Source organism: Microcoleus sp. D2_18a_B4 (assembly GCF_036702475.1).
GTDB lineage: Bacteria > Cyanobacteriota > Cyanobacteriia > Cyanobacteriales > Microcoleaceae > Microcoleus.
Genome location: NZ_JAUBTL010000031.1, coordinates 24,410 through 41,993, shown reverse-complemented (window position 1 = coordinate 41,993; position 17,584 = coordinate 24,410). Strand labels below are relative to the sequence as shown.

Sequence of the window (17,584 nt, the reverse complement as noted above, 5' to 3'; positions counted from 1 at the left end):
TTTAATAGAAGGAAGATTTGGCGATCGGCATCCGCCAACCGGTACCAAAAGCTCGATCGCTAATTTTCAAACCAGGGGCTGCTTGCCGCCGTTTAAACTCCGCTTGCCTCACTAATTTTACTACCCGTTTAACCACGGCTTCATCGTGTCCGGCAGCGACCATTTTTTGGGCAGATTCGTGATGTTCTATCAACCGATACAAGATGTCATCCAAAACATCGTAATCCGGCAAAGAATCTTGGTCAATTTGGCCAGGTTTCAGTTCAGCACTCGGCGCTTTATTAATAATATTAACCGGAATAATTTCCTTGCCCAGGGGCTGGCACGGGTGTGGGTACGGAGAGGGCGGGCACGGGGGCACCGCCCCTACATATCCGCCAGAATTCAGCCACCGACAAAGCGAATAAACGCGAGTTTTCGGCACATCGGAAATCACCGCCAATCCCCCATTCATATCGCCGTAGAGAGTGCAGTAACCCACCGCCATTTCCGACTTATTGCCCGTCGAAAGCAGCAAATGTCCGAACTTGTTAGAAATTGCCATCAACAGATTGCCTCGAATCCGCGATTGAATATTTTCCTCAGCAATCCCGAAAGTTGTGTTGACAAACAAATTGGCGAGAGTGCGATCGTAAGTTTTCATTAAATCGCCGATCGGCAATTGTTCGATCGCGATGCCCAGATTTCGGGCTAATTCCACAGCATCATTAACCGAATGATCCGAACTGTAAGGAGAAGGCATCAACACCCCTAGAACATTTTCGTGCCCGATCGCGCAAGTGGCGATCGCCGCCACCAAAGCCGAATCTATCCCGCCGCTCAAACCGAGTACAACCTTAGAAAAACCGCACTTGCGGACATAATCTCGCACTCCCAAAACCAAAGCAGCCCAAATTTCTGCATCTCCAACCGCCGGATAAAAACTCAACGGCGCCGCCTCAATTCCTGCTGCACTTTGCTGATTTCTGCCCACTAAATCTTGTTTAGCTTGGTCATATTCCAGCACCACAAAATCTGTTTCAAAAGAAGCTAATACCTCAATCAAATCACCCTTTCGATTCACAGCAAAACTGCTGCCGTCAAAAATAATATCGTCATTTCCCCCTACCTGATTAGCGTAAATAATCGGTTTCCCGCAGCGGATGACGCTGTGCTGCAACATCGCCGATCGCACTCCCCGCTTTCCCGCAGAATAAGGCGATGCCGACAAATTCACCACTAAATCTACACCCAATTTTGCCAAATCGGAAACCGGATCGCCCGCGTAACTGCGTTTACCCCAAAACTCCTCATTGTTCCACAAATCTTCACAAATTGTCACGCCGATTTTGACTTCGCCAATAGTAAAATAATTGCTGTTTTCTCCCGGTGCAAAATATCTGTCTTCATCAAATACATCATAACTAGGCAACAAGCGTTTATGAAAAACTTGTTTAATAGCGCCATTTTGCAACAAAACAGCGCTATTAAACAAGGATTTTCCGCCTAGTTGAACAGCATTAGCATTAGGTAAGGCAGTGCCTGCTATGACTGCCAACTCCGGTGGCAAAGCTTGCGCCAGTTGCAGCAACTGTGCACCTGCATCTGCAATGAAACTCGGATTGATTAACAAATCGCGCGGCGGATAACCGATCAGGGAAAGTTCCGGTGTTAGCAATAAGTTTGCGCCATCAACCTCAGCTTTTTTCGCCGCCTCCAGAATTAGGTTGGAGTTGCCCAAGATATCACCAATAGTAGGATTGAGTTGTGCGATCGCAATTTTCATACCACCAAATCACCTAATAAATATTGCTAACAGTCCGCCCGCGCGGACTCACTTTCCTATAGTCCTAGATTTGAATGTAGCGAAAGATTACTTGGATTTGTAATGTTTCAACTCTTCCTCAATATAATAATTTACCAAATCCCGGTAAATATTTTCAACCACATCAGGATTCAAACCCGATTCTTGAGCCCACTCGCGCCGCTGCTGTAACATATCGTGAAAGCGATCGAACGATTTAACGCTAGCTTCACTCGTTTTGAACCTTGCGGCCGCGATGACGTATTGAAATCTCTTGCTCAAAGCCTCGATCACTTCTCGATCGATGATATCAATTTCCTCCCGAACTTCGTGAATATTAGCGCATTCATCAGGGTCTTTCATCGTCTGCACTCCTTAATAGCTTCTATTCTAATGTTACTAAATTGATCCCAGAATGTCATCTAAGTAACAGCTAGATAAACACCAGTGGCTTATTTTTGAAAGGAGCAAAAGCGGCCGCATCAAAGCGGTACAAACTAGCAGGGCGGCCAGCCCCCCGCGAAACCTTAACACCGGTATCGCACAAAAAACCCAATTTTAACAATCGAGATCTAAAATTAGAATAATCCGAAAAACTTTCCCCCAAAATAGTTGTATAAAGCTGATACAAATCGCTCAAAGTAAAAACATCCGGCAAAACTTCAAAAGCTACCGGACTGTATTCAAGTTTGTTACGCAGTCGCCGGTATCCGTATTCGAGAATTTGATTGTGATCGAAGGCCAGCTTAGGAACTTGTTGCACGGGATACCAAGCAATGCCGCCGACGCGGTGGCCCACGCCCGCGACTACACTCCCAGCAATTAACTCAGCTTCCTCAAAGCGAACCAAAGCAAAATAACTCACCGAAAGATAACGATCGCCCCTGGTAATTTCCCGAGGATCGCGCCCCGGTTCTCCGAAAGTATACAATTGCTCCAGATACAAATTTTTTACCCGAATTTTCTCAGACAAAATTCGGTAAGCCGCATTTTCAAGAGACTCTCCGTCCCGCACCAAAGTACCAGGAAGACTCCAAGAATCCATAAACGGTTCGTCTTGCCGCATTACCAACAGTACCAACAAGCGGTTCTGCACGGCATCGACGGAAAAAATCACATTATCTACTCCTACTTTAAAGTCAGCTAATGAGCAACCTTCGCTCTTTTTCGTGCCTCGTGCCATGCGTACAAATGCTCCCTATTGATGTAATCTTCGATGGTCGGAGTCAGGGCTTGGGTGTCTCCTGTTTCCCGATAGAAGGTAGAAGAAACATTGGGACCATTCAAAGATGCGATCGCCACCTCTGCACCCATGCGCCTCAACTGCCACAAATCTAATTGTTCCGACGGATAACCCGGTCGCGGTACTATCAGCAAGTCCACTTGTTTTAACAATTGTTCAAATTTGTACCAGCGAGACAGTTGCCCCACCAAGTCCGAACCTATTACCAGCGTCAAATCTGCATTCGGCCACAGCAATCTTGCTTGTTCCACAGTTTCCACCGTCCTGGGACTACTGAGTTCTGGATGCAAGCAAAGATTGTGTCTGGGCGAATTAATTTCTTGAATCATTAACAGCAGCATTGCCGATCGGTGTTCTAGAGAAGTCTGGTGCGACTTAAAAGGATTGTCCGACGCCCAAACTGCTACCCAATCAAAATGTTGGGAAAGCCAACTCAGAATTGTTTTGTGTCCTGCTGTGGGTGGATCGGCACTGGTTCCAAAAAGAGCAATCTTCTGCATAGGGAATCGGTAATTGTTGACTGTTGACTGTTGACTGTTGACTGTTGATTGTTGACTGTTGACTGTTGACTGTTGACTGTTGATTGTTGATTGTTGACTGTTGATTGTTTACTGACTACTGACTAATGACTAATGACTAATGACTAATGACTAATGACTACTGACTACTGACTACTGACTACTGACTACTGACTACTGACTACTGACTACTGACTACTGACTACTGACTACTGACTCTTTTTCGTTTTTTGGGTGAGACTCTGCAAATCTGTAGAAATTTCCACAGGCGGCGAAATCGGGTTGTCAAGTTGGCGAGTTTCGGGTCGAAGACTGGCGACAGAAGCAGCAGTTCGTTTGGCGATATCGTCCAAACTTTCCGGCTTCTGCACTCGTGTGCCGTCCTTTACAACCAACTCCATTAATGGTAAGTAAGAATCGCAATTGTGAATAGTTTCTCCTGACAATCCCAAACAATCTCCGAGAATGTGTCCATTTTCAATATGTCTAAAAATTTGCTTTCTTCCTGGATATGTTACCTTGCCGCTTGCCTCTTTCATCACCGGAATCCCGTCAATTTCCACCAACTTATACACACCGTTCACAGGGGAACCGCTGACCAACTTCGTTCCCAAACCGTAACCGTCAATGCAAGCGCCGCTACTTTTTAATTTAGCAATTTCTCGATCGTCCAAATCACCACTAGCAAAAATTGGAACCCCAGGCAGGATCGATCGAACTTCCCGAGACAGCACCGCCAAATCGCCGGAATCCAGCCGCACGCCTTCCAACAGCATTTCACCGCTGTTTACTCGATCGGCCAACATCCGCGCCGCAGCCACAGTATCATAAGTATCGATCAGCAGCGGCGCCCCCGGAAAATAGCGGTGAAAAGCTGCAAACGCCTGATTCTCGCTGCCTTCGAGGGCAGCCACAGCCATTACCAAAGCATGGGCGATCGTACCGACAGGCTTGCGGCCCAACTTCAAAGCAGCCAAAACATTAGAAGTTCCGTCGAACCCCGCAGCCAAGGCAGCCCTAGCCGCCCAAACAGCAGCTTGAGGCCCAAAAGCCCTGCGCGTCCCGAATTCCAGCAACTTAGCCTCCGGGCCCGCCACATCGCGCAGCCGCGCAGCCCGCGTCGCAATCAAAGTTTGATAATTTATGGCATTCAATAAATAAGTTTCCACTAACTGAGCCTGCCACAGAGGAGCCTCAATTCGCAGCAGAGGCTCGTTGGCAAAAACCGCCGTCCCCTCCGGCACCGCCCAAACATCCCCAGTAAAGCGGGCTGTGGCGAGTAAAGTCCAAAATTGCTCCGGGGCGCCGGCAAAAATCCCCGTGGAGTGCAAAGCCTGAATTTGCGCCGGCGAAAACCGAAATTTTTCCAAATAATCGATAACTTGAGCCAAACCCATCGCGATCGCGTAGCCAAAACCCTCTGGCAGCCTGCGCGCGAACAACTCAAAACTCGCGGCCCGCCCGTCGAGTCCTTCCCCGACGTAACAAGCGGCCATCGTTAGCTGGTAGAGATCGGTCAAAAGGCTGTAATCTGCTGAAGAAACCGTCAGTTCCTGGTCTTCTAAGATTTCTTCAAAACCTGTGAGCTGCAGGCTTTCTGTGGTAGTTTTCATAAGAAAAACCCCGGACAAACTTCTTTTTCTTAATTATAGTGACAAACACCATATCTTTTTGTAAATTTTTGATAAAGATTGCAGATATTTGTCGGAAAAATTCGCTGATTATGCCCTTTAATAGCGGATTTCGGTTAAGTGGTAGATTAATATTATGGTAAAATCAATATAAATACTTAATTTAACAAACTCAGGAATTAAGCAGAAACACTCAAGCGTTCCGGGTTTTTTGCGAAAATATTTCGTTGCAGCCCTTGAATAGAGTTAGACAACCCGGTTTCTGAGCGTCGGAGGGCGATCGCGACTGCTTGAGTTTAGCAAGGAAAAATCTACCACCAAAAGGTCGATCGTCCAAAAATGCGTAATTTCTCAAAGCTTCAGCTTGCTTCGATGTTGCAGACTAATAAGTAATTCAAATAAATATTGCTAAAGTCATCCACCGCCCAAAAATCTGAGTAATATTAAAAGTATCAGAACCCAGACAAGAGAGGCAGATTCTATGAATCTTTCTAAATCTTTGGCAAACGCGATGCGTTACGTTTCGGAAGCAGCGGTGCGGATTTTTAGCCCCAGCGATGACAATTATCCAAATAGTGGAGTTCAACCTTTTGAGGGTAAGCTCTCCAAAAGTTCTAAATCGAAAGAATGAACCGCCCTTCCGGCAGTTTATAGCGAGTTCGGCACACGCATTCAGTTTAACAGTCAACGGTTAACAATTAACTGTTGACTGTTAACTTTTGACTTTTGATTTTGACTGTTAATAGTAATTGTAGGTGGGGTTTCTCTTCACTCTACCCAACCTACAATTAAGCTGTTGTGCATTTAAATTGTATGTTGAGGGCGGGCTCTTCGGCCCACCCCACAAGAAGGAAAATTTATTTCCCCATGCAATTTAAATGCGTATTAGCTTACCAATCACCAATTACACTGAACTTCCCCAATTTACCAAAGGCATATTCAGTGTAGAGTAAGCTTTTTAAAGATTTTGGCGCCCGGTTTACTGCGTATAAATTAGAGGAACACCAAGCAAAACTAGAGGCTTTTGTTGCACTGGGGTTGGTTCAGTGATCTTATCAAAAACAAAACTAGCACCCTGAATAGTTGATTGGAACTAAGCGCGCCGCTGATATTATCGAACAGGCTGTATTGACTGGGAAACCTGTCTTGGCTTCTAAAATCTAAAATCTAAGATGTGGAGTCAAATCTAAAATCTAAAATCTAAAATCTAAAATCGACTGATGGCTCACGTACCTCTGGTGTGAGGAGCAAATTTATGCTATGTTCGACTGCAAAGTTGACCGCAGGCTGAATATGCTCACTTTTCCTGGCGTTGAAGTCACAGAGCTCATCTACGAAAGCGCAAACTCCCTGGTTTACCGAGCATTCCGACAACCCGACAGTCTCCCCGTCGTGCTCAAAGTCCTTAAAGAAAATTATCCCACACCCCAAGAACTCGCCCGCTATCGCACAGAGTATAAAATTACACAATCTCTGAACCTGAGCGGCTGTATAAAAGCCTATGATTTGCAGCCATATCAAAACACGCTGGTGATGTTTGTCGAGGATTTTGGCGGCGAATCCTTGAAAATTTGGATGCAGCAGCAAAAATTTAGTATTGCAGAATTCTTGCGAATTGCGATCGCCACTACAGAAAGTTTACAACAAATTCACAGCGCCCACATCATTCACAAAGACATTAACCCTTCAAATATTGTCTTCAATCCAGCTAGTGGCGAACTCAAAATCATCGATTTTGGCATTTCCACGCAGTTAACGCGGGAGAATTCTACCCTAAAAAATCCCAACATTTTAGAGGGAACTCTTGCTTATATGTCGCCGGAACAAACCGGCAGAATGAACCGAAGTTTAGATTACCGCACGGATTTTTATTCCCTGGGGGCTACCTTTTACGAACTGCTGACAAACAAATTGCCTTTTGACACTCAGGATGTACTGGAATTGGTACACAGTCATCTCGCTAAACAGCCGTTATCTCCATCTCAGGTGAATCCCGAAATTCCGCAAATTGTTTCCGATATTGTGATGAAGCTGATGGGGAAAAATGCGGAGGAGCGGTATCAAAGTGCGATCGGCATTAAAGCGGATTTAGAAGAATGTTTAAATCAACTGCACAGCCCTAACAATATATCAGGTTTTACTCTAGGGAGTCAAGATATTTCTGATAGGTTTCAAATCCCGCAAAAACTTTACGGCAGAGAGCGAGAAATTGATAGTTTACTAACAGCTTTTGAAACAGTCAGCAGTCACAGGCAAGATGCCTGTGCCACAAGCAGTCACAGGCAAGATGCCTGTGCCACAAGCTCAATGATGCTGATTTCGGGATATTCTGGTATCGGCAAATCAGCTATGGAGTCGCCGCCATTGCTGCGATTTGTGCGGAGTTTCCCAGCGCCCGGATTGTGGTGCTGACGACTTATGATGGCGATGAAAACATCTATCGCGGATTGCAAGCTGGTGCAAAGGGCTATCTGCTGAAGGATGCGGAACCCAAGGAGCTTTTAGCAGCAATTCGGGCTGTTTTTGAGGGTAAAAAGTATATTCCGCTGGCAGTGGGTGTTAAGTTAGCCGATCGCCTGAGTGGGTCTGAATTGAGCGATCGCGAATTAGACGTTATCCGCCTCATAGTCGCTGGTAAAAGCAACAGTGAGATTAGTGAAGTTCTGCACATCAGCGAAAGCACCGTCAAGTTTCACATCAACAATATTTTGAGCAAAATGGGAGTTAGCGATCGCACGCAGGCCGCGATTTCCGCATTAAAACGGGGGATTGTCAGCCTGTAGTTTAATTATAAGTATTTTTACTGAAAAATATGACTATTATGATGGGAAATAATGATAAATAAGACCTTAAGTTTTATGTAAAAACTTTTTAGTAAGGCTAAGCTGGAGCTCCTAGGACAAATTAGCCCTGCTCAAAAAAAATGCTTTATTCATTTTTGTCCAAATCTCAAGTCCAAGTCCGCTTTTTAAAACATTTAGCAGCCGCTGTTTCGGCGTCTTTAGCACTTAGTTCAATAACCAGTTTGAAACCCTCGCCGGTATTAGCTGCTAGCAATATCCCCCCCGCAAATCAAACCTCGACTCAGTTAGCCGCAAAACCTGATTCTAGCTTGCAGTTAGGGCAGTTGCGTACCACTGTTCCCGTGCAGACAATGCAGCTAGAACCGGGCGGATTTATCCCGATCGCGATCGGCGGTATGATAATTATTCTGGTGCTGCCGCTATTTTTTGGCGGATTGGTAGTAATTGGCGATCGGGAAGTTGGCATTGTCAGTAAAAAGTTTAGCTTTGGCGGCAAGTCTTTACCGCCCGGAGATTTAATTGCCTTAAACGGAGAAGCTGGATATCAAGCTGATACTTTGCCCCCCGGTTGGCATTGGGGTTATTGGCCTTTGCAGTACAACGTTCGCAAAGAGTCTCTGACTGTAGTTCCCCAAGGTGAAATTGGTTTAATTATCGCAGCAGGTGGTCAGTCAATTCCACCGCAGCGCATCCTCGGCAAAATCACAGAATGTGACAATTTTCAAGATGCTCGCCAATTCCTCAAAGGTGGCGGCGAAAAAGGTAGACAACTCGGCATCTTAACGGGCGGTAGCTATCGAATTAATACAGCATTATTTACAGTAATTACAGCGGCTAATGCTGCCAAACACGGGATGACAGCCGAACAGTTAAAGCTGTACAGAATTGCCCCAGATAAAGTGGGAATTGTCACAACTTTTGACGGCGTTCCGATTCAAGATGGCGAAATTGCCGGCCCGATTATTCCGAATCACGACAACTTCCAAAACGCGCAAAAATTTATCACCGCCGGCGGGCGGCGCGGTTTGCAGGAACAGGTTTTGCTTTCCGGTTCGTGGAACTTAAATCCTTGGTTTGTCGGGGTTGACCAAGTGGCGATGACCGAAATCCCGATCGGCTATGTCGGCGCGGTTATTTCCTATGTCGGCAAAACCTCGGAAGATGTGAGCGGCGCTGCTTTCACTCACGGAAATTTAGTAAATGTGGGCAATAAAGGGGTTTGGGTAACTCCCCTTTATCCGGGCAAACATCCGCTGAATACTCGCATTTTGAAAGTAGAGTTAGTGCCGACTACTAATATTGTTTTGAATTGGTCTGGTAAAACAGAAAGGCACAGTTACGATTCTCAACTTTCGTCTTTAACCGTGCGTTCTCAAGACGGTTTCGCCTTTGATTTAGAAGTAGCTCAGATTATTCACGTCGGCGCTTTGGATGCTCCAAAAGTTATCTCTCGCGTGGGTTCGATGCAGAATTTAGTAGACCACGTTTTGCAGCCGACAATCGGGAATTATTTCCGCAATTCTGCTCAAGCTTATTCTGTATTAGATTTTCTCTCGGCCAGAAGCGGCAGGCAAGCGGAAGCCGCCGAGTATATCAAAGCAGCTTTGCGAACCTACGACGTGCAGGCAATTGATACTTTAATCGGGGATATATTGCCGCCTGCAGAGTTGATGCAAACTCAAACCGATCGCAAAATTGCTGAGGAACAGTGCAAGACTTATGAGGTGCAGCAATTAGCACAAACTCAGCGGCAACAATTGGTGCGGGAAACGGCGCTGGCTGAGATTCAACAAGAGATGGTGAAATCGGAACAAGGTGTCAAGATTTCTGAGTTGAAAGCGAATTCTCAGGTGAAACAAGCTCAAGGTGAAGCTGAGTCGATTCGGGTGAAGGGAAATGCTCAAGCTGAAGCTTATCGCGCGGGTGTTGTGGCTTTGGGAGGTTCGGGTTATACGGCTTTGCAGTTAATGCAAATTATAGGCGATCGCAACGTGCGAGTTGTGCCGGATGTTGCGGTAACAGGCAACGGTAGCGGTGGCGGTTTGGTTGATGGTTTGCTGGGAATGATGATGTGGAATCAAACGAGCAAAAATGGAGAAAATGGCGGGGAGTTACCGTTAGTTAATTTACAGAAATCCGAGCCGACTGTTTTGGAATCTGCAACAAAGTTACCAGTAGCAAAGGTGCATCCAGCAAAGCCGCCGACATCTCACGCTAATTCCCCTGTTGCGAATGCTGAGGCTGATATTAATTCGCGGTTTGATGAATTGCCGTTTGACGATCGATCTTTTAGTTAGCCTGTGCAGTTTGTAGTGAGGACTTCAGTCCTCTGTGATTAAAAGGGGATATTACCAATTTGTAGTTGGGCGCCATACCTAGCCAAAAGTTCAGGTAATCTCCTCAACCCAAGGTCAGCTAATCCTGACCTTTTTTTATAGTTAAAAACTGAACTTTTAACCAGCTATTTTGGCGAAGACTTTTTCTAAACTTCAAACTTAATTGACATCTCGATTTTAAAATGCTACTCTCGGCATATTGCTATTCCGTACTCAGTGTGCTATCTAACTTTAAATTTAGCCTCCAGGCTTTGCTAGGTAAGGCTTTGAGATTATTTACATCCGCTTGCGGGCAACTTGCTCAACTCGGGGCGATCGCCTTGAAATCCTAGCCAGCTATGGTGTAGGACACCAGAAAACTAATAATTTGGCACACTAAGTACGGAAGAGCCAGGCATATTTGGAGTTTACTTCCTTAGCAATTAGAGTAAGTTATGCAACTTTCAACGATGGATTTAGATACATTTTCTCAGGCGAGTCTCCTGGGATTCGCGGCCTTAACAGGCTATATTCTGACACTGCTTCCCACAAATTTGAGAATTGTTTTCCCTCTCACAAAAAAAACTGGCTTTCCCCAATGGCTGCTGAAAAATCGCCGTTTCATTGGTCTGCTCTCTTTCTTTTTAGCTGTAGCTCACGGATTCATCTTTTTCAAACAAAGAAACTTTGATGTCTTCGATCTCAAAACTTATTTTGTTTACTTCCAGGGAGTATCAACGTTCATTATTTTTACTCTTTTGGCTATCACGTCTAATGATTGGAGTGTGAAAAGGCTCAAGAAAAATTGGAAAAGATTGCAGAGTCTCACTTACCTTGCTATGTTTTTAGTAACCTGGCATATCTGGGATAAAATGGCCGATCACTGGACATATTTAACCCCCGTTGGAATTGCAGCTATAAGCGCCACAATAGTTTTATTCCTCTGCCGCGCCTGGATTCAGCGCCAACCTAGACCACAAAAACATCAGCCAACAGCCGACCAAGTAACAGTGCTAAACAAAAGTGTTAGATAGCATTTCTCAAAGGTAGAATGCAGCAGAAACTTCCTAGATAAATTTCTGGGATTTAAATCGGGGAGTTTATTTTAGATAAACTGAGTTGTGGAGGCCATATTTATGATATCAAAAGCAGTTAAATGGAAAGTTTCATCAGCCTTGACATTAACAGCAGTTGTAACTGCGGTCGGCATGGGCTGGTCTAGGTCGATTTCGGAATTGGGAACCACTGGAGCCCAGTTTAAATCAGGGCTATTTACTCAATATTCTAGCAGTTTTAAAGATAATTCAGGGTGGATTTACGCGATCGCAGTCAGTCCAGACGGCAAAACTTTAGCCAGCGGCTGTTATGGCGGCATTATCAAAATCTGGAACCTGCAAACCGGCGAATTGCTTTACACCATAAAAGCACATACCGATGCAATTGAATCCCTCGCCATTAGTCCTGACGGCAATCTTCTGGCTAGCGGGAGTTGGGATAACCGGATTAAATTGTGGAATCTCAAAACCGGCATACTCATCAATACCTTGAAAGGTCATGCGGATGATGTCAAGGCAATAAGTATCAGTCCTGATGGAAGGTTACTCGCTTCTGGCAGTACCGACAAAACTGTAAAATTGTGGAATTTGGCCGATGGCAAACTACTCCGCACACTTCCAGATACAGACTGGATTCAATCTGTCGCTTTTAGCCCGAACAGTAAAATTTTAGCAACCGGCAGCGAGGATGGAACTATCAAGATTTGGTGGCTTGATGATGGCGGCAATTACACCCTGACTGGGCATTCCGGGCCGGCGAACTCAGTTGCATTCAGTCCTGACGGGAAAACTTTAGCGAGTGGCAGTGCGGATAAAACTGTTAAGCTGTGGCAGTTTACAAATGGCAAAGTTCTGCATACATTAACAGGGCATTCTGGCCCGGTGCAGTCAGTTGCTTTTAGCGCGGATGGACAAGCTTTAGCTAGTGGCAGCTACGACAAAACTATCAAGCTGTGGAACTTGAAAACAGGCGAACTGATGACAAATTTTGCGGAGCATTCTAAGCCAGTTTGGTCAGTTGCTTTTAGTTCTAAAGATACTGTTTTAGCCAGCGGTAGCGGAGATGAAACTATTAAGCTTTGGCCTGTATCTGTCCCGATTGCGGCTCAGGTTAACTCTCCAGCGCCAGAGGTAGAGGCAACATCTTCTGAAATTATCTCGCCCGGTGAAATTGCACATTTGAACCGGAAAGTTTACGACCAAATTGACAAGAGTTGGCGCTCGACTCCCACCTTCAGCACTTCATTAGTTTATCGTGTTGCCGTGAATGAAGAAGGGGTAATTACAGATTGTCAGCCGCTGAACCAAGCAGCAGGTGATTTTATTCAAGAAGTTTCTCTTTCTTCCTTTCGTAAAGTTGCTCATCAACCAAAGCATTTTCGTCAATTTAAGGTAGTGTTAAAACCCTCTGGGGTGCTTGAGGTCAGCCCGTGGTAAGGGTGGAGGTAATAATATAGAAGAAGGAAGAACCAGTAATAACAAGGGTTTCAGCGATTAAGAATATCCTAATGGTCTTGGCGGTTGCTATACTATGAAAAGCTCTGCAACAGAAATTATTCATAGCATTACCCAAAGTTTTATTAAAAGAGCGAGTACACAAAGCTCGCTTGAATTTCAAGCAGTTGTTTTAACTGGATGCAGCGGAAAGAAAACAGCCGGCGAGACGCAGAAAAACTCTGCAAGTTTTTGTATGTGTTCGGTCGTAAGTTGGCGCTTTTCACGGAGGATGTCAGAGACAATAGACTCGGTTTTAAAAATAGGAACTAGGTCTTTTTGTCTGAGTTCAAATTCTTCTATTAAAGCCTTTAACAGTTCTACTCCGTAAATATCAGGTATGGGTTCTAAAGTTTGCTCGTACTCATAAACAAGGGTTCCCAGTACGTTGAGGTAGTCGCGTTCGTCGGGAGTCAGTTCGCCTTTATCCAACAAAGAGTCGATCGCTTCTTGAGTTGCCATTAACTCCTCCTCAGCAGCTATGGGTCGCGGCGGAAATGTTTTGAGTAGTTCGATATAAGCGCTAGAGTTTTTCATGTGACTATGCAATATTAAGAAAGTAGAACATTATCTATTATTGATACCACGGGTCTTTTTTCCATCGCTCTTCATCATATTCTTCATGGGTAAGTACAGCTCGAATAAAAACCTTTTTAGGTCGATATTCATAATCTATGAAGGTAATCAGTCTGTAGTTATTACCTCTGATGTTAAAGACAGTAAAGTTTCCAACTCTATCGGCTGAGGAAAAAACTGCTTTCACTTCAGCTAAATTTGACCACTCGGCTGTAGTTGCTAGTTTGTACCAAGAGCGCAGACTTGTTTCGGCATCAGGATACTTTTCCCAGAATTTCCTGAGTGCTGATTGAGAGATAACGTGCATATAGTTCCTGGATAACAAACTAATTTACGCATCGATTGGACTCTCGCTAGAATCATTTGAATTTCATCTTAGCAAATTGCGAAGTATTTTGTCAACTCCGATCGCAGTACAATCGATCGATATTGCATCCGAGGAATCTCCCCATGTCAGAACAGTTTTCCACTGAGATTAGCGATCGCATCTGCACTCACATGAACGAAGACCACGCTAGCGCTGTCGTGCTGTACGCTCAAGCATTTGGTGGCAAACCAGAGGCGACAGAAGCTCAAATGCTCGCTATTGATGCCAACGGCATGGATTTAAGCGCTAAAGTCAACGACGAAACAGTGCCTGTCAGAGTAAATTTTGATCGCACTTTAACCGATGCCGAAGATGCTCACCACACTCTCATTGAAATGGTGAAACAAGCTCGAAAAGTTGCTAAGTAGCCAACTGCTCACGATTCTGTTATAATTTTAACGTTCGCAGTACGGACTTTAGTGCGGCTAAATAGTTGTTAAGGACTAAAGTCCTTACTACCAACGTTTAGTTCGGTTAAATCCTTTTTAAGGACTAAAGTCCTGACTGCAAACAAAATATTTAATAATAAAGTTGAATATATATTTAAGATATCAAATAAAATGACAGAAAATTACCCCAAATCCCGAGAATTAGATGTCGTCAATAGCGGTAAAAATACCCATTTCGAGGCACTGGTAAAGCGACTAGATTTGATGATTCGCGCCCGCTATTCGCTGCTGTACATTGTCGGCGCGGAGGAGGAATCGGTCGAAGCCGTAATTGCCCAAGTAGCGCTGCAAGTAAGTCCCGCGCGCCGGGTATTGCGGTGGGATATTGTGCGAGGCTGGGAGGATAACGGTTCTGGGAAAGGTTCGGTAATGGCGGCGCTCGATCGCATCAGCAAAACTGCGGTTGAAGAATATACCATATTTGTACTGCGGGATTTGCACCCTGTTTTGAAATATCCATACAGCGAAAAAAGCGCGGCGGTAGTGCGAGAATTGCGGAATTTAACGCGGGAATTGAAGCGCAGCAAAAAAACTATAGTTCTGACTTCTCACACGCTGGAATTGCCGGAGGAATTGAAAGAAGAAGTGACAGTAATTGATTTCCCTTTGCCGAACGTCCAAGAAATCGACAGTTTAATTTCCCACGTTGTGGAAAAGCCGCAACAGTTGCAAGTTAGCGGTTTAGCAAGGGAACAGTTGGTTAAAGCTTGTCAGGGTTTGAGCCGCGCTAGAATCGGGCGGGTTTTGGCTAAAGCTTTGGCCGCCAAACAGCAAATTAACGAGTCAGATATTGACGGAGTTTTGGAGGAAAAACAGCAAGCAATTCGCCAAACGGGCATTTTGGAGTTTTTTAACTCCAGAGAATCCCTAAAAAGTGTGGGCGGCTTGGAGAATTTGAAACAGTGGGTAAAGATGCGGCAAGATGCTTTTACTGACGAAGCGCGTCGCTACGGTATACCGAATCCAAAAGGAGTTTTGTTAGTAGGAATTCAAGGCACTGGCAAATCTTTATCTGCGAAAACTATTGCTTGCGAATGGCGTTTGCCGCTGCTACGATTGGATACTGGGAGATTGTTTGGCGGCGTGGTCGGGGAAAGCGAAAGTCGCGTCAGGCAAATGATACAATTAGCAGAAGCGATCGCACCTTGCGTTTTGTGGATCGATGAAATAGATAAAGCCTTCGGCAACATTATCAGCGGCAGCGACGGCGATTCGGGAACTTCGCGCCGGGTATTCGGCAGTTTGATTACTTGGATGCAGGAAAAAACCAGTCCGGTGTTTATTGTCGCAACTGCAAATAACGTCAGGATTTTGCCGGCAGAGTTGCTGAGAAAAGGCAGGTTTGATGAAATTTTCTTTTTAAATTTGCCCTCAGAATCGGAAAGGCAAGATATTTTTAAAGTGCATTTGCAGCGACTGCGCCCAACTAGATTGCGGGAGTTTGATTTGGGAGTTTTGGCGAAACGCGCTGAGAATTTTAGCGGTGCAGAAATTGAGCAAGTGGTAATAGATGGATTGTATCGGGCTTTTGGCACTTTTGTCAACGGACAGCGCCGGGATTTGATGACGGAGGATATTTTGAGGTCGATCGAGGATACAGTACCTTTAGCTGCGATCGCGCGATCGCAAATTGAAGATTTGAAGCGCTGGGCGGCTGAAGCGGGCGCGAGAACAGCTTCTAACGATACTCAGTTAATTGATGAATTGAAACGCTACAGCCAGCGGCGAAGGGATGCGATCGACAATTAACCCCACTTGTAGGGTGCGTCAGTTAAGGTCTAATTAATTCTCGGAAAACTCCCATCTGACGCACCTTCCTAATCGGATCGTGCATCATTTCATGGCTGATTAATCCTCCAAAATATCTCCCCTTCTGACGCACCCTACTACTGCTACTAGCCTACAAGAGTTTATGGACAGTTATCTTAAACCCTTTTAGCGAAAACAGCGCAACTACAAAACCAGCCTAAAAATATCCGCAAGAATAGCATTCTTATCAACCATTCTCCCCGCATCCGGTGAATCGTAAACCACTAACAGCGAATTCTCCTCCCCCAAATATGGAAACAGGCTCAACCCCTCAGCATTGTCCGCACCAACCTTAAAAGGCAAGTCAAACAATACCTTCAAATCTCCCCCATCTTGTCCAGTAATACTGTCGCCCGATCGCCCTAAAATTCCCTTCAACCGAAAAACCCTCGTCGCCCCCGATAAAGTCATCGTCGGCCCGGCTAAAACAATCAAATCTTTTCCGTCCCAGCACAACTCTCGCACGCCCAAACCGTTCAAATCAACAAAATGTTTGTTGTACAATTTCCCTTTTTTCCCAATTTCCTTAAGCCTTAAAACTCCCGGTTCTGCCTCTTCAACTTCTATTTCTAAAATTATCGCCCAACCCCGCAGCACCGGCCCCCGCAAACCGAGCAAAATGCGATTTCCGCGCACCGCCAACCCTTCAATATCAAAGCCATTTTCTTTACTCGGAATCGGCACAGATAAATACAAGCCGAGGTGGGTGTCATCTTTGAGCGCGTCTGTCAGCAAATTCCCCGTTTTTGTCCGCTGAAGACATCCCGCTTTCAGTTGGGTTTCGGGATTGTCTGGATGGGGAATTGACTTGCACAAAATCCCGTCTTTCATAGGAATCCGCGCCAGCAAATAGCGGTTGACCTCAGTCTCGATTTGTGCTAATCTTTCAATGTCTTTGTCTGCGTCTTTGCCTTTAGCTTTCTTGCGTTTTGTGCTGTGAGAACCGACCAACCAAAGATAATCCCTGCTGAAATCCATTCCTTCGATATCGATTTCGGATTTTCCAGGTAGATCGATAAAATCTGCGATCGCAAATCTTTGATGTTCTCCAAAAATATGAGGCCCGACAGGCGACAAACGCTCGATCGAAGTCGTTTCATCGGAACCCACCCACAAATGGCCATCGGGAGTTAAAGCAACAGCGGATAAGTCTGTAATAATATCAGCGACTTCGCTGTTTAATTGCAGCATCAGCCGGCCGAGCAAAAAGGATTCTGGCATAATTATTAGGATCTAAACTATTCTTAGGGTAAGTCATTATAGTTAAACCTGCTTGAAACTCATAGGTTGCACCATTCTCAATCAGGCTTTTATGGGCGGCCTCGCGTGCCCAACCCCTACTCCCCACAAGAAAGAAAATTCATCTGTTGTGGAACAGGCATCTTGCCTGTTGCTGACAATGGTGCAAAAAGAAAATTCATCTGTTGTGGAACAGGCATCTTGCCTGTTGCTGACAATGGTGCAGAAAGAAAATTCATCTGTTGTGGAACAGGCATCTTGCCTGTTGCTGACAATGGTGCAAAAAGAAAATTCATCTGTT

The 17,584-nt window shown here is 45.2% G+C and carries 15 protein-coding genes and 1 pseudogene; 8 read left to right on the top strand and 8 right to left on the bottom strand.

Features of this window, described 5'->3' with window-relative positions:
* Window position 1 precedes the first annotated feature (1 nt).
* From QUB04_RS18425 to QUB04_RS18405, 5 genes are all read right to left on the bottom strand, one after another.
* Window positions 2–1,765: an NAD+ synthase gene (locus QUB04_RS18425; protein ID WP_333286509.1), complete on the bottom strand. Its 1,764-nt coding sequence runs from the start codon at window positions 1,763–1,765 to the stop codon at window positions 2–4.
* A gap of 87 nt (window positions 1,766–1,852) precedes the next feature.
* Window positions 1,853–2,146: an isochorismate lyase gene (locus QUB04_RS18420; RefSeq protein WP_333105335.1), complete on the bottom strand. Its 294-nt coding sequence runs from the start codon at window positions 2,144–2,146 to the stop codon at window positions 1,853–1,855.
* 70 nt (window positions 2,147–2,216) lie between these two features.
* Window positions 2,217–2,966, bottom strand: coding sequence for an NrtR DNA-binding winged helix domain-containing protein (locus tag QUB04_RS18415; protein WP_333286507.1), 750 nt, complete (start codon window positions 2,964–2,966; stop codon window positions 2,217–2,219).
* Window positions 2,927–3,526, bottom strand: a complete 600-nt coding sequence (locus tag QUB04_RS18410; RefSeq protein WP_333286505.1) for a nicotinate-nucleotide adenylyltransferase — start codon at window positions 3,524–3,526, stop codon at window positions 2,927–2,929. Before QUB04_RS18410 ends, QUB04_RS18415 begins: the two co-directional genes overlap by 40 nt.
* 227 nt (window positions 3,527–3,753) lie before the next feature.
* A complete protein-coding gene (locus QUB04_RS18405) occupies window positions 3,754–5,157 on the bottom strand; it encodes a nicotinate phosphoribosyltransferase (RefSeq protein WP_333286503.1) in 1,404 nt (467 codons plus the stop codon).
* Between the two features lie 499 nt (window positions 5,158–5,656).
* On the opposite strand from QUB04_RS18405, the gene QUB04_RS18400 reads away from it, so the two are divergent.
* From QUB04_RS18400 to QUB04_RS18375, 6 genes and pseudogenes are all read left to right on the top strand, one after another.
* Window positions 5,657–5,806: an isochorismate synthase gene (locus tag QUB04_RS18400; protein WP_333143642.1), complete on the top strand. Its 150-nt coding sequence runs from the start codon at window positions 5,657–5,659 to the stop codon at window positions 5,804–5,806.
* 662 nt (window positions 5,807–6,468) lie between these two features.
* Window positions 6,469–7,527 (top strand): annotated as a pseudogene (locus QUB04_RS18395) (protein kinase domain-containing protein); the annotation flags it as partial.
* A 53-nt stretch (window positions 7,528–7,580) separates the two neighbouring features.
* Window positions 7,581–7,958: a response regulator transcription factor gene (locus tag QUB04_RS18390; protein ID WP_333286501.1), complete on the top strand. Its 378-nt coding sequence runs from the start codon at window positions 7,581–7,583 to the stop codon at window positions 7,956–7,958.
* A 140-nt stretch (window positions 7,959–8,098) separates the two neighbouring features.
* Window positions 8,099–10,276 carry a flotillin family protein gene (locus tag QUB04_RS18385; RefSeq protein WP_333286499.1) on the top strand — a complete coding sequence of 726 codons (2,178 nt, stop codon included), beginning with the start codon at window positions 8,099–8,101 and terminating at the stop codon, window positions 10,274–10,276.
* Window positions 10,277–10,749: 473 nt separating this feature from the next.
* Entirely contained in the window at window positions 10,750–11,328 is a 579-nt protein-coding gene (locus QUB04_RS18380; RefSeq protein ID WP_333286497.1) for a ferric reductase-like transmembrane domain-containing protein, read from the top strand.
* Between the two features lie 102 nt (window positions 11,329–11,430).
* Entirely contained in the window at window positions 11,431–12,786 is a 1,356-nt protein-coding gene (locus tag QUB04_RS18375; RefSeq protein ID WP_333286495.1) for a WD40 repeat domain-containing protein, read from the top strand.
* 177 nt (window positions 12,787–12,963) lie between these two features.
* Here QUB04_RS18375 and QUB04_RS18370 read toward each other — a convergent pair whose 3' ends face one another.
* Together QUB04_RS18370 and QUB04_RS18365 are read right to left on the bottom strand one after the other, a co-directional pair.
* The gene (locus tag QUB04_RS18370) at window positions 12,964–13,380 is read right to left on the bottom strand and encodes a transcriptional regulator (RefSeq protein ID WP_333286493.1); all 417 of its coding nucleotides are present in this window, start codon (window positions 13,378–13,380) and stop codon (window positions 12,964–12,966) included.
* A gap of 37 nt (window positions 13,381–13,417) precedes the next feature.
* Window positions 13,418–13,726 carry a type II toxin-antitoxin system HigB family toxin gene (locus tag QUB04_RS18365; protein ID WP_333179556.1) on the bottom strand — a complete coding sequence of 103 codons (309 nt, stop codon included), beginning with the start codon at window positions 13,724–13,726 and terminating at the stop codon, window positions 13,418–13,420.
* A 143-nt stretch (window positions 13,727–13,869) separates the two neighbouring features.
* On the opposite strand from QUB04_RS18365, the gene QUB04_RS18360 reads away from it, so the two are divergent.
* Together QUB04_RS18360 and QUB04_RS18355 are read left to right on the top strand one after the other, a co-directional pair.
* Complete coding sequence (locus tag QUB04_RS18360) at window positions 13,870–14,154, top strand: DUF2470 domain-containing protein (RefSeq protein WP_333286491.1); 285 nt, start codon at window positions 13,870–13,872, stop codon at window positions 14,152–14,154.
* Window positions 14,155–14,346: 192 nt separating this feature from the next.
* Window positions 14,347–15,984: an AAA family ATPase gene (locus QUB04_RS18355; protein ID WP_333286489.1), complete on the top strand. Its 1,638-nt coding sequence runs from the start codon at window positions 14,347–14,349 to the stop codon at window positions 15,982–15,984.
* Window positions 15,985–16,188: 204 nt separating this feature from the next.
* On the opposite strand, the gene QUB04_RS18350 is transcribed toward QUB04_RS18355, so the two are convergent.
* Window positions 16,189–17,265: a DUF3616 domain-containing protein gene (locus QUB04_RS18350; RefSeq protein ID WP_333286487.1), complete on the bottom strand. Its 1,077-nt coding sequence runs from the start codon at window positions 17,263–17,265 to the stop codon at window positions 16,189–16,191.
* Window positions 17,266–17,584: the final 319 nt, after the last annotated feature.

Bases quoted from the DNA above. Each gene is read 5' to 3' on its own strand.
- QUB04_RS18425 (WP_333286509.1), bottom strand. From the start codon at position 1,765: ATGAAAATTGCGATCGCACAACTCAATCCTACTATTGGTGATATCTTG.
- QUB04_RS18420 (WP_333105335.1), bottom strand. From the start codon at position 2,146: ATGAAAGACCCTGATGAATGCGCTAATATTCACGAAGTTCGGGAGGAA.
- QUB04_RS18415 (WP_333286507.1), bottom strand. From the start codon at position 2,966: ATGGCACGAGGCACGAAAAAGAGCGAAGGTTGCTCATTAGCTGACTTT.
- QUB04_RS18410 (WP_333286505.1), bottom strand. From the start codon at position 3,526: ATGCAGAAGATTGCTCTTTTTGGAACCAGTGCCGATCCACCCACAGCA.
- QUB04_RS18405 (WP_333286503.1), bottom strand. From the start codon at position 5,157: ATGAAAACTACCACAGAAAGCCTGCAGCTCACAGGTTTTGAAGAAATC.
- QUB04_RS18400 (WP_333143642.1), top strand. From the start codon at position 5,657: ATGAATCTTTCTAAATCTTTGGCAAACGCGATGCGTTACGTTTCGGAA.
- QUB04_RS18385 (WP_333286499.1), top strand. From the start codon at position 8,099: ATGCTTTATTCATTTTTGTCCAAATCTCAAGTCCAAGTCCGCTTTTTA.
- QUB04_RS18380 (WP_333286497.1), top strand. From the start codon at position 10,750: ATGCAACTTTCAACGATGGATTTAGATACATTTTCTCAGGCGAGTCTC.
- QUB04_RS18375 (WP_333286495.1), top strand. From the start codon at position 11,431: ATGATATCAAAAGCAGTTAAATGGAAAGTTTCATCAGCCTTGACATTA.
- QUB04_RS18370 (WP_333286493.1), bottom strand. From the start codon at position 13,380: ATGAAAAACTCTAGCGCTTATATCGAACTACTCAAAACATTTCCGCCG.
- QUB04_RS18365 (WP_333179556.1), bottom strand. From the start codon at position 13,726: ATGCACGTTATCTCTCAATCAGCACTCAGGAAATTCTGGGAAAAGTAT.
- QUB04_RS18360 (WP_333286491.1), top strand. From the start codon at position 13,870: ATGTCAGAACAGTTTTCCACTGAGATTAGCGATCGCATCTGCACTCAC.
- QUB04_RS18355 (WP_333286489.1), top strand. From the start codon at position 14,347: ATGACAGAAAATTACCCCAAATCCCGAGAATTAGATGTCGTCAATAGC.
- QUB04_RS18350 (WP_333286487.1), bottom strand. From the start codon at position 17,265: ATGCCAGAATCCTTTTTGCTCGGCCGGCTGATGCTGCAATTAAACAGC.